The following is a 12129-nucleotide window of genomic DNA, read 5'->3' on the forward strand; positions in this document are numbered from 1 at the left end:
GTCGCTGACGCCGTCCAAGCGTTTTCCGCCCATTTCCGTCGATCGTCGGAAGCCGGACGGCCCCGGCGCATGAGGCTCCTGACCGCCTGCGCGTCCTCGCACCGACCGGCAACTCTCCGCGTACGGGTGCCGACAGAGGGCACACGGGATGCATGACCGTACCCAAGACGACCGTCCTCGTCCTCGACAGCGCCGAGCCCGAGCTGCTCGCACACTTCTACGCCGATCTCCTCGGCGCCACCGCAGGTCCGGCGCCGGGAGACGGGGACCTCATCCTCGTCACCGGCTCCGCGGGCGTGGTGCTCGGCGTCCGCCGGGACCCGCACCACGCGCCCCCCAGCTGGCCGCTCCCGGAAGGCTCGCACCAGGCCCACCTGAGCATCCTGGTCGACCCGGAGAGCCTCGACGCGGCCGAGCGCGAGGCGGTCTCCCTCGGGGCCCGCCCGGTGGCCGCCGAGGACGACGGCGCCGCCCCCGGCAGCCGCACCACCGTGCGCCGCTACGCCGACCCGGCGGGCCACGCGTTCGTCCTCGAAGCGGTGGCACGCCAGACGTAGACCCCCCGCGCAGCGCCCGACCTGCGCAAGCCGTCCGCCCGACCGGCTGGGACCCGGCCCCCTCCCGGCGACTCGTAGGCGCCCGTCCGGCGATCTGACCTGCCGATCACCGTCCCCCTTCACGGCGGGCAGCCACCTCACCGGCAGGGGCGCCGTCGGAGTTCGCTGCAGGAAGGATCGGCATTCCACACCTTCACCCAGACCTGGTGGGGCATCAGGAGGCTTATTTCAGCGGCTGATCGACCGGATGGGTTAACGTCTCAAGATCTGTATTCGGATATTTTGACTGTCGATCCTCCACCCCTGAAAGGACCCCTCTCGGTGTTCTCCCGTGTGCGTCAACCTGTCATCGCCGCCATAGCGGTCACCTCACTCTGTGCCGCCGGTGCATATGCGGCCGCTGACGACGGGCCGCGCACTTCACCGGTGGCTGATCCGGCGGCGCCCCCGAGCCCTCTGACGTCTCCGTCGAGTGCAGCATCAACGCCCGCGTCGCCCTCCGCATCGGCCTCGCCATCGCCTTCGGCGCCCGTCTCGACCAGCGAGTCCCCGTACCCGAATTCGGCGGCGATCCTGGCGAAGGACGGCATCAAACTCATCCGCGGAGACGGCGGCATCACCCTCGCGGAATGCGGAAGCAGCACCTCCCAAGTCCGCGTCTACACATACGAGGATGCCGCAGTAAAGCGGAAGCCCATCTACTGCTTCAGTACGGGCGGGCAGACCGGACGGATCACCTTCGAGTTGGACCGGGTCTTCGCCCTCGACGCAGGCAAGCACTCCGTGAGCGCCAAGCTCACCTCGGGCAGCGACACCACGACCCTCGAGGTCGACAAGAACAGCTACGCGCGCGTGGCCGGAGACCCGTTGGCCTCCACGGGCCGGGTCGTCGTCGAGCTCCGCGTAACCGGCTGATCCTTTCGCACGGCCGTCCGGTTCCTCCAGATCCTCTGGCTTTCCGGCCGTGTGCTCAGCCCTGCCATGCGTAGACGCCCCGTGTGCTCGCAGTCCCTCCGCACCGAAGGTCCCAGATTCGTGATCAAGCGCACCGCGCACCTCAGTCTTTCCCTGCTCGCAAGCACCGCCCTCCTCGCTCTCGGCATCACCCCGTCCTCCGCGGCCCCGCAGCCTTCCCCGCCCCTCGTACGCATCATGCCTCTCGGCGACTCCATAACCTCGGGCGTCAACAGCTCCGGCGGCGCCGGGTACCGGCTGCCCCTGTGGAACCTCATGGCGGCGCAGTCCCGGTACCTCCCCGACTTCGTCGGCAGCAGCTCCGCCGGCGCCGTCGCCGACCCCGACAACGAGGGCCACAGCGGTTGGACCATCGAGCAGGTCCGTGCGAGCATCGCCCAGTGGCAGTCCGCCGCCATCCCCGATGTCGTCCTGCTCCACCTGGGCATCAACGACCTGCGTACGCAGGGCACCGACCCGGTCGCCGCGGCGAACCGGTTGTCCACGCTCATCGACGCCATCCAGGCGCGCAAACCGGGCGTGACGATCATCGTCCAGGGCCTCCTGACCGACACCGTGGGCCAGGAGCAACGCGCGAGCAGCTTCAACGCGGTCATCCGCGGGCAGGAGGCGTCCCGCCGAGCGGCCGGCCAGCACTTCCGCTACGCGGAGCCGCCCAAGCTGGACGTGGCGACGGAACTGCCCGACAACCTGCACCCCAACGACGCCGGCTACGTCAAAATGGCTCGCGTCTACTCCGATGCCCTTGAACAGGCCGTCACCGACGGATGGACGAAGCACGCCCCCGCTCCGCGGGCCGGCAACGAGGTCGGCGGCGCCGCCCGAGTGCGCTGGGCCGACTGGGACGGAGACGGCCGCCCCGACCAGATCCTCATAGCCGACGGCGGCCAGGTGGACGTCAGGCTCAACCGCGGCGGCAATTCCCGTGGCGGCTGGCAGAACGGCGGCCGCGTCGCCAGCGGCCTCACGACCGACCGCACACGGGTCCGGTTCGCGGACTGGGACGGGGACGGCAAGGCCGACTACATCCTCGTCAACACCAACGGCAGCCTCACCGTGTACCTCAACCGCGGCGGCGACGTCGGCGGCGGCTGGGCGGGCGGCGGCCAGGTCGCATCGGGCACCACGTCCAATCAGGACCAGGTCCGGTTCTCCGACTTCGACGGTGACGGCAGGACCGACTACACCACGATCAGCGACAGCGGCGCCGTCACCGTCTACGTGAACCGCGGCGGCGACACGGGTGGCGGCTGGCAGTTGCTGGGCCAGGTGGCCAGTGGCCTCACGAACGACCGGTCGCGGGTCCGACTCTCGGACTGGGATGGTGACGGCCGTGCCGACTACACCCGCATCGCCGCCAGCGGCGCCGTCGACGTCTACCTGAACCGCGGCGGTGACCAGCACGGCGGCTGGGCATCCCTCGGACAGATCGCGACCGGCCTGACCACGACACAGAGCAAGGTGCAGTTCGCCGACTTCGACGGCGACACCCACGCCGATTACATCCTCTCGGGTACCGGTGACAGCGCAGTCGTCTACCTCTTCAACGGTGGCGACAACGGCGGTGGCTGGACGTCTCTCGGCACCGTGGTCTGAGTCCGCAAGACCGGACGGAAGAAGTGCCGGTTCACCGAGTCCGCCGTACCGGTGGCGGACTCGGTGGGAGGCCCCCTGAGGCGGTCACGCCGTCGGGGTGCAGCCGGACGGCCGGCAGGAGACCCCCGCGCACCGATCGCCGTGGTCGCTGCGCGGGGGCTCTGCGTGCTCAGAAGCACTGCTTGTAGTACTCCTTGATGCGGGGCAGTGATTCCAGGTCCGCCCGGCGGTTCGGGTGGCGCGTCAGGAGGTAAGTGATGCGGGCCGCCAGGTCGGTGCCGCCCGCGACGAACGGGGTCGGCGTCGCCGACTTCAGGATGTCGCAGAACTCCTTGACCAGCCGCAGCTGGGCGTGGTTCGCCGCAAGGGGGCAGAGCGTGGCGACCACGTCGGCCCGCCACTGCGCGGGCATGTCGGCCGGCTTGCAGTCGAGGTTGGGGACGCCCGTGAGCCAGGCGCTGCCCACGATCTGCGCCGAGTGGACGTTCTGACCGATCGTCGCCGTCCCGCCGGGCACGGCGATCGTGCCCCGGGTGCTGAGGGTCGGCATCAGGGACTCGACCCAGCCGGCCGTGCAGTACGGGGCGCCCCAGGCGATGGAGCCGAAGGCGCCGCTCTTCGTGATCACCTGAACCAGCCCCTGAGGGGTGGTCAACTGGCCGCCCGGCGAGCCCTCCCACGCGGTGTCGCCCTGCGCGCTGAAGGCGGTGTAGCCGCCTGCGCCCGGGTCGGCCACGAGGGTGAAGATGTGCTGGACGGTGGCGTCCTGGCCGTTCTTGCGGATCCAGAGCTTGAGCGGGTGCGTCGCGGAGGCGACGTAGAGCCGGCCGCCGGCGTCGGCGGAGAACCGCACACGGCGGCCCCCGGACGTCCCGTAGACCGTGCCGCCCTTGTAGCGCAGCACCCCGTCGGGGGCGGTCCACAGGTGCGCGCGGTTGAAGACGTCCCGCGCCTCGCCGAGGGCGAGGGAGGCCAGGCAGACGGGCCCGGCCGTCTTCAGCGTCGGGGAGGCAACGGGCTTCAGCGGGTGCGCGGCTGCGGAGAAGTCCGGCTTGTCCAGGTCGAGGTGCGGAAAGGCCACGAGCAGCGCCGTGCGGAAGGCGTCCCGCTCGTCCTCCAGGTCCAGCAGGAACCGCTGGTAGTGCGGACCGCCCGCCAGTCCGGCGAGCTCGACGGCGGTCTTCGCGGTGTCGGGGGTCTCGCCGCTCAGCCAGCGCAGCAGGTGGGGGTACGGGGCGGGCGGGGTGTGGGTGCTCATGGTCTTCCCTTCGGTCGGGCACAGCACGGTGGACCGGGTGGGGGGAGGATCGGGGCACGGGTACGCCGACGGTCCCTGACGGGACTCGGGCGGGGGACGGGCCCTTTCACGCTAGCGCCCGCCTTCGCGCCACGTGGCCGAATCGGCAGAACCGGGAGCCCCGCGCCGTCGCCGCTCGCTCCACCCGGCGTGAGCGCTCCGTCACCGTGTGCCGCTCCGGCAAATCTTCACACCCGCTACCGACGAGGCGTTCCGTCTCGCCCGGCTCGGCGATATGACCGTTTCATCCCGCCCATTGAGCGGCTATCTGCCCCGTTATGTCCAGTGGTGATGGCGGAGGGCCTGAATCCGTTACTCGATCTTGTGAAGGCGTTGCGACGATCCCGCAAATGAACGAAGGGGTCCGCCGCCCGGATCGCCGCCTCGGAGGCCGCGACGCGTCAACACGGTTGGCATGGCCACTCGTTCGCGTGCTTACATCTGCCCACCGCCGCGGTTCTCGGAAGCACTGCTTGGTTTGGGTCGAGCCGCCGCGCGGAAGTGGTCGTGGACGTTTTCGCGTTCCCGCCACGTCAATTGCCGAATATTCAGATGAATGAAGGGTGCGCAAACGTGCGTAACGACATCGAGACCCGCGAGATCGCCGACACCGAGCTGGACGCCATTGCCGGCGGTGTGGCCATTTCCGGCGGGCTCGCCGGCGCCGTCCTCGGCGACGTCCAGACCGTCCTGGGCGCCGTGACCTCCCTGGACACCGTCCACGCCGCCACGGCCCTGCCCGGCGCGGTCACCGGCATCGCCGGCGTGCAGGTCGGCGTGGCCGGTCTCTGAGTACGGCCGGCGCGTGCCGCCGAAGCAACAGGCCGAAGGAATAGTCCGTGCAGTTCCGCCAAAAGGCGCTTTCCACGCTGCAATCGCCCGAAGAACTCGATCTGCCCGTGCGCTTCGCGCGCCCGCAGGGCCGGCTCGTCCTGGCCGTCACGGTGGTCGCCATGGCCGCCGCGAGTATCTGGGCATTCGCCGGCACCGTGTCCGCCAAGTTGAGCGCACCCGGCATTCTCACGCACGCCGAAGGCAGTTATCTGCTGCAAAGCCCGTATGCGGGACAGGTCGTGGAAACCCTCGCGAAAGAGGGCCAGCTGCTGTCCCCCGGCGCCCCCCTGCTCCGCGTCGCCACGGACCGCGGCGAGCAGGTCGTGCGGCTGCTCGCCGGCGGACGGGTGACCACTCTGGTCGCCAAGACCGGTTCGGTCGTCACGACCGGCGCCGACGTCGCGACGGTGGAACGCGTGAAGAACGCCGCCGAGCCGCTGACCGCCGTGCTCTACGTCTCCGGCCCGAGCGGCTCCGCCATCCCCGTGGGCGCCCACGTCGACCTCACCGTCCAGTCCGTCCCCCAGCCCCGGTACGGGGTGCTGCGCGGCCGCGTCCAGGCGGTCGGCCGCACGCCCCAGACGGCGGCTCAGATCGGCGGCTTCCTGGGCGACAGCCGCCTCGCGGCCCGCTTCACCCGGCAGGGCGACCCGGTCGCCGTGCTCGTACGGCTCGAACGCTCGTCCGCGACCACCTCCGGCTACCGGTGGTCCTCCTCCGACGGCCCCCCGTACCCGGTCGACTCCACGACCCCGGTCACCGGAGCCGTCCACCTCTCCGCGCAGCGCCCCGTCGACTGGCTGCTGCCGTGACCGCCCCGCAGCGGGGCGGGAACACCGGCCGCCGCTCCTCGCGCCGCCGTCCCGCGCCCGCCCCTCGGGGCCGCACGCCCCGGCCCGTACGCACCCCCACCGTGCTCCAGATGGAAGCCGTGGAGTGCGGCGCGGCCGCGCTGGCCATGGTGCTCGGCCACCACGGCCGCTTCGTCCCCCTCGAAGAGCTGCGCGTCTCCTGCGGGGTCTCGCGCGACGGCTCCCGCGCCAGCAACCTCCTCAAGGCGGCCCGCGGTTACGGGCTGGCGGCCAAGGGCATGCAGATGGACCTGGCCGCGCTCGCCGGGGTGCGCCCCGCGGCCATCCTCTTCTGGGAGTTCAACCACTACGTCGTCTACGAGGGCATGGGCCGCCGCTTCGGCCGCCGGGGCGTGTACGTCAACGACCCGGCCAAGGGACGGCGCTTCCTCCCCATGGAGGAGTTCGACACCGGCTTCACCGGCGTCGTGCTCACCTTCGAACCCGGCCCGGGCTTCCGCCGCACCGGCCGCAAGCCCGGCGTCCTGGGCGCCGTACCGGCCCGCCTGCGGGGCACCTCGGGCACCCTCCTCGCGGCCGTGCTCTCCAGCCTCCTGCTGGTGGCCGTCGGCGCGGCGGTGCCCGCGCTGAGCCGTACGTACATCGACATGTTCCTGATCGGTGAACAGACCTCCCTGCTGGGCGTGCTCTTCGCGTCGATGGCGGCCGCCCTGCTGCTGACGGGCGTGCTCACCGCCCTCCAGCAGGCCAATCTGCTGCGCGGCCGGATCATCTCCTCCACCCTGGGAAGCGCCCGCTTCCTACGGCACCTGCTCAGGCTCCCCGTCGCCTTCTTCTCCCAGCGCAACCCGGCCGACCTGGTCCAGCGCCTGCAGTCCAACGACGCGGTCGCCGAGACCCTCGCCCGGGACCTCGCCGCCGCCGGGGTGGACGCGGTGGTCGTCGTCCTCTACGCGGTGCTGCTGTGGACGTACGATCCCCAGCTCACCGTCGTCGGCATCGGCGTCGCGCTGCTCAACCTCGTGGCCATGCGGATCGTGATCCGCGTGCGGGCCACCGGAACCCAGAAGCTGCGCGCGGAGAACGCCCGGCTCACCAACACCTCGTACAGCGGCCTCCAGCTCATCGAGACGATGAAGGCCACCGGCGGCGAGGACGGCTTCTTCCGCCGCTGGGCCGGCCGGCACGCCGTCACCCTCGACGTGCAGCAGCGCCTCGGCACGCCCAGCGCGTGGCTGGGGGTCGTCGCACCCGCCCTGGCCGCGCTGAACAGCGCGCTGATCCTGATGATCGGCGGCCTGCGGGCGGTGGAGGGACACCTCTCGGTCGGCCTGCTCGTCGCCTTCCAGGCACTCGTGACGAGCTTCACCGCGCCGATCACCCGGCTGAACGGCGTGGCCGGACGGATCCAGGACTTCGCCGCCGACGTCGCCCGCCTCAAGGACGTCGAGAACTTCCCCGTCGACCCGCTCTACACCCGCCGCGAGCCCCCGTCCGCGACCCGCCGCCTCCACGGCCGTGTGGAGCTGGAGGGCATCACGTTCGGCTACAGCCCGCTGGACGCCCCGCTGCTGCAGGGCTTCTCCCTCTCGGTCGGCCCCGGGCGGCAGGTCGCGCTCGTCGGCGGTTCCGGCAGCGGCAAGTCCACCGTCTCCCGGCTCATATCCGGCCTGTACACCCCCTGGGAGGGCACGATCCGCATCGACGGCATGCGCCTGGAGGACATCCCGCGCGGCGCGCTCGCGGCCTCCGTCTCCTTCGTCGACCAGGACGTCTTCCTCTTCGAGGGCACCGTCCGCGACAACGTGGCCCTGTGGGACCCCTCCATCCCGGACGAGGCCGTCATCGCCGCCCTCGAGGACGCGGCCGTGTACGAGGTCGTCGCGCGGCGACCCGGCGGCATCCACAGCCGGGTCGAGCAGGACGGCCGGAACTTCTCCGGCGGTCAGCGCCAGCGCCTGGAGATCGCCCGGGCCCTGGTGCGGCGCCCCAGCGTCATGGTCCTGGACGAGGTGACCAGCGCCCTCGACGCGGCGACCGAGCAGACCGTCATCGACAACCTGCGCCGGCGCGGCTGCGCGTGCGTGGTGATCGCCCACCGGCTGAGCACGGTGCGCGACAGCGACGAGATCCTCGTGCTGGACCGGGGCACGGTCGTCGAACGCGGGCGGCACGAACAGCTGCTGGCCGCGGGGGGCCCGTACGCCGAACTGGTCAAGGAGCACTGACGTGGCATCCCCGTACCCGGCCCACGCCCACCCGGGCCACCCCCACGCGGGGCAGGCCCCTGCGGCACCCGTGGTCGCGCAGGACCCCGTGGTGGCGGCCCTGGGCGGGCTCGGCGCGGCCGTCGACTGCACGGGGGTGCGCAGCCTGTCCCTGGAGGGCCCGCTCGTCCTGTGGCTCGTCGTCGAGGGCGAGCTGGACCTGTTCGCCGTCGACGCCGCGCAGGCCGGGCACTGGCACTTCCTCGGCCGCCTGGCGTCGGGCACCCTCCTGCTGGGCCCGCCCGAAGGCCCCGGGCACACCCTGGTGGGCCGCCCCCTGCACGGCTGCCGGCTGCACCGCGTCGAGCTCCGCGAGCTGCAGCGCACGCCGTACGCCGACCCGTGGGCGTACGACCAGGGCCCGTACGGCGCACCGTACGACGCCGCGCCGCTGAGCCCCCTCGAGCACGCCTTCGCGCTCGGCGTCGGCCGGGGCCTGCGCGTGCTCTTCCAGGCCCCGCTGGAGAGCCGGGACGCCGCCTCCGGGGGCGGGGCCGACGACGACATCCTGTGGATCCCGATCACCCCGGGCAGCGTCCAGTACGGGGCCGCGTACGAGGGGTACGCCACCGCCGGCGTCCTCCTCCTCGACGGGACGCTGTGGCAGGGCATGGTCGACCAGCAGCACCGGCTGCTGTACGCCCTGGACGAGTGGATCGAGCAGCTGGAGCGCGCCCATGAGGACCGGGCGGCGGCCGGGATCCGGGCGGGCGAGGCCGCCCGCACCCAGGCCGACCGCACGCTGCTGGCGTCCATCGGCCGCCCGGGCCGGGGCCCGCGGCGCGCCGGGAGCGACGACGCGACGTTCGCCGTGTGCCGCCTGGTCGCCGCGGCGGCCGGCGTCACCCTGAGCGAGGAGGGCGCGGCGGGCGCCGGCGCCGGCTCGGGAGCGACCGACCCCGTCGAGCGCCTCGCACTCGCCTCGCGGGTCCGTACGCGTACGGTCCGGCTCGGCGGCCGGTGGTGGCGGGAGGACAGCGGGCCGCTGGTCGGCCGACGCCAGGCGGACGGGTCCCCGGTGGCCCTGCTGTGGCGGCGCGGGGGCTACGAGGCCGTCGACCCGGCCCGCGGCACGCGGGAGCGCGTCGGCAAGGACAACGGGCCCGCCTTCGAACCGCGGGCCGTCATGTTCTACCGCCCGCTGCCCGCGGGGAAGCCGAGCCTGCTTCGGCTGCTGCGCTTCAGCCTGCGCGGCACCGGCGGGGAGCTGCGCGGCCTGCTCGTGGGCGGGCTGGCGGCGGTCGGCCTGGGGGCCTTCGTACCCGTCGCCACCGGCAAGGTGCTCGGCGAATACGTACCCCGCGCCGAGGACAGCCTCATCGTGCAGACCGCTCTCGCGCTCATCGCCACCAGCCTGGTCTCGGCCGCCTTCATGCTGCTGCAGAACGTCTCCGTCCTGCGCATGGAGGGCCGCGTCGAGGCCGCCCTCCAGCCCGCCGTGTGGGACCGGCTGCTGCGGCTGCCGGTGAGCTTCTTCGCCGGCCGCTCCACCGGTGAACTGGCCGGCGCGGCCCTGGGCATCAGCGCGATCCGCAGCGCGCTGTCCGGCATCGGCTCGTTGTCCGTCCAGGCGGGTGCCGTCGCCGCGATGAACCTCGTCCTGCTGCTCGCGTACAGCGTGCCGCTGGCGCTGGTGGCGATCGCCATGCTGATCGCCATCGCCGCGGTGTTCCTCGGCCTCGGGCTGTGGCAGTTGCGCTACCAGCGGCAGCTGCTCACGCTCGGGCACAGGCTCAACAACCAGGCGTTCCAGACGCTGCGCGGGCTGCCCAAGCTGCGGGTGGCGATGGCCGAGAGCTTCGCGTACGCCGCGTGGGCGAAGGAGTTCGCCCGTACGCGCGAGTTGCAGCAGCGCATCGGCCGGATCAAGAACGCCATCACCGTGCTCAACGCGGTCTGCCTGCCGCTGTGCACCCTCGTGATGTTCATGCTGCTGGCCGGCCCGGCCCGGGGCAGCATGTCGGCCGGCGAGTTCCTCACCTTCAGCACCGCCGTGACCATGATGCTGTCCTCGGTCACCCAGCTGACCGGGGCGCTGCTCTCCGCCGCCGCCGTGCAGCCGATGTACGAGCAGGTCAAGCCGCTCCTCGCGGAACCCCTGGAGGTCCGCGCGGGCAGCACCCGGCCCGGTGAGCTGAGCGGCGCCGTCGAGGCGAGGAACCTCTCCTACCGCTACTCCCCCGACGGCCCGCCGGCCCTCGACGACGTGTCGCTGCGCATCGAGCCGGGCGAGTTCGTCGCGATCGTCGGGGCCAGCGGCTGCGGCAAGTCCACGCTGCTGCGCCTGCTCATCGGCTTCGACCAGCCGGCCTCCGGCAGCGTCCTGTACGACGGCCAGGACCTGGCGGCCCTCGACCAGGCGGCCGTCCGCCGCCAGTGCGGGGTCGTCCTGCAGAACGCCCAGCCCTTCTCCGGGTCGATCCTCGAGTGCATCAGCGGCGCCGAGACGTACACGCTGGAGGAGGCGTGGGAGGCCGCCGAGATGGCGGGCCTGGCGGCGGACATCAGGGCCATGCCGATGGGGATGCACACCGTGCTGTCCGACGGCGGCGGCACCGTCTCGGGCGGTCAGCGCCAGCGCCTGATGATCGCCCAGGCCCTCATCCGCAAGCCGCGCATCGTCTTCCTGGACGAGGCCACCAGCGCGCTGGACAACGAGGCCCAGCGCGTGGTGACCGACTCCACCCGCGCCCTGCGCTGCACCCGTGTCGTCATCGCCCACCGGCTCTCGACGGTCATGGACGCGGACCGGGTGATCGTCATGTCGTCGGGCCGCATCACCCAGCAGGGCCGTCCGTCCGCCCTCCTCGCGGACCCGTCGGGCCCCTTCCACGAACTGGTCCGCCGCCAGATCACCTGACCGGCCCGGGGCCGGGTGTCACCGCACCGCGCCGCGGCGTGGCCCGGAACGCGCACACGGCCGCGCTCACCTCGATGCGCCACCTCCCGAGGGCGTGCGCGCAGGTCTACGGCGAGCAACCGACCAGTCGCGCACAGGTAGTCCTCGGCCAGCGCGTGACCGAAACGCCAACGGAACGTGATTCCCAGGCCACATCAGGCCACCGGGATGACCTCCAGGCACCTTCCCCACCCTCACGGGATGATGATCATGGAATGACAAACGGCCGGTCGGTCGCGCGGGTCTGACGCTTCCGCGACCCGCCGATTCCGGTCGCCCAACCATGTATCCCGCGGGGGGATTTCGTCATGTCCACATATGCCAGACGCACCGCGCTCCCGTTCGCCGCACTACTCGGTCTCTCGCTGATGGGGAGCCTCTCGGGGCAGGCCCGCGCCGCGTCCGTGTCGACGTGGGACAAGGTCGCCGCGTGCGAGAGCGGTGGGAACTGGAGCATCAACACGGGAAACGGGTACTACGGCGGCCTCCAGTTCTCCGGGAGCACCTGGCGCGGCTTCGGCGGCACCCAGTACGCAGAACGTGCCGACCTCGCCACCAAGACCCAGCAGATACTCGTCGCGGAGAAGGTGCTCGCCGTTCAGGGGCAGGGCGCGTGGCCGATGTGCGGTCCGGCGGCCGGCCTCGCCGCGGACCACGCGAACCCGTTCCCGGACCCGACTCCCCTTCCCACCCCTCTGAAGAACACGGTGCATCTGCAGCGCGTCACTGGGGCCGGTGACCTGTTCAACGCGGAGGGGGACTACTCGGCGGGCCGGTGGAGCGGCTGGGTCAATCAAGGCGCCACCCAGCTCAAGGAAGTCACGAGCACCGGAACCGGAACGGTGAACCGGGTGTTCACCATCGGCGGCGACAACCACATCTACGAAAACGA

Annotated in this window: 9 protein-coding genes; 8 read left to right on the forward strand and 1 reads right to left on the reverse strand. The window is 71.9% G+C overall.

The annotated features are described in order from the left end of the window. The first annotated feature begins 152 nt into the window (after window positions 1-152). The 3 genes from AB0D45_RS20880 (at window position 153) to AB0D45_RS20890 (ending at window position 3128) form a co-directional block, all read left to right on the forward strand. Window positions 153-557, forward strand: a complete 405-nt coding sequence (locus tag AB0D45_RS20880) for a VOC family protein (RefSeq protein ID WP_362461131.1) — start codon at window positions 153-155, stop codon at window positions 555-557. A gap of 744 nt (window positions 558-1301) precedes the next feature. Beyond that, entirely contained in the window at window positions 1302-1472 is a 171-nt protein-coding gene (locus tag AB0D45_RS20885; RefSeq protein ID WP_362461134.1) for a hypothetical protein, read from the forward strand. Between the two features lie 120 nt (window positions 1473-1592). Further along, window positions 1593-3128 carry an FG-GAP-like repeat-containing protein gene (locus AB0D45_RS20890; RefSeq protein ID WP_362461137.1) on the forward strand — a complete coding sequence of 512 codons (1536 nt, stop codon included), beginning with the start codon at window positions 1593-1595 and terminating at the stop codon, window positions 3126-3128. 169 nt (window positions 3129-3297) lie between these two features. On the opposite strand, the gene AB0D45_RS20895 is transcribed toward AB0D45_RS20890, so the two are convergent. Continuing rightward, complete coding sequence (locus AB0D45_RS20895; RefSeq protein WP_362461141.1) at window positions 3298-4386, reverse strand: hypothetical protein; 1089 nt, start codon at window positions 4384-4386, stop codon at window positions 3298-3300. 612 nt (window positions 4387-4998) lie between these two features. On the opposite strand from AB0D45_RS20895, the gene AB0D45_RS20900 reads away from it, so the two are divergent. From AB0D45_RS20900 to AB0D45_RS20920, 5 genes are all read left to right on the forward strand, one after another. Then, window positions 4999-5217, forward strand: coding sequence for a hypothetical protein (locus AB0D45_RS20900; RefSeq protein ID WP_361605320.1), 219 nt, complete (start codon window positions 4999-5001; stop codon window positions 5215-5217). 47 nt (window positions 5218-5264) lie between these two features. Beyond that, window positions 5265-6071, forward strand: a complete 807-nt coding sequence (locus AB0D45_RS20905) for an HlyD family efflux transporter periplasmic adaptor subunit (RefSeq protein ID WP_362461144.1) — start codon at window positions 5265-5267, stop codon at window positions 6069-6071. Between the two features lie 101 nt (window positions 6072-6172). Next, window positions 6173-8299: an NHLP family bacteriocin export ABC transporter peptidase/permease/ATPase subunit gene (locus tag AB0D45_RS20910; RefSeq protein WP_362461148.1), complete on the forward strand. Its 2127-nt coding sequence runs from the start codon at window positions 6173-6175 to the stop codon at window positions 8297-8299. A gap of 70 nt (window positions 8300-8369) precedes the next feature. Next, window positions 8370-11198: an NHLP bacteriocin export ABC transporter permease/ATPase subunit gene (locus AB0D45_RS20915; protein WP_362461150.1), complete on the forward strand. Its 2829-nt coding sequence runs from the start codon at window positions 8370-8372 to the stop codon at window positions 11196-11198. A gap of 407 nt (window positions 11199-11605) precedes the next feature. Then, window positions 11606-12129 (forward strand): transglycosylase family protein (locus tag AB0D45_RS20920; RefSeq protein WP_362461153.1); only part of this gene is annotated, 524 nt, incomplete at its 3' end.

This window comes from Streptomyces sp. NPDC048352 (assembly GCF_040651895.1).
Classification (GTDB): Bacteria; Actinomycetota; Actinomycetes; order Streptomycetales; family Streptomycetaceae; genus Streptomyces.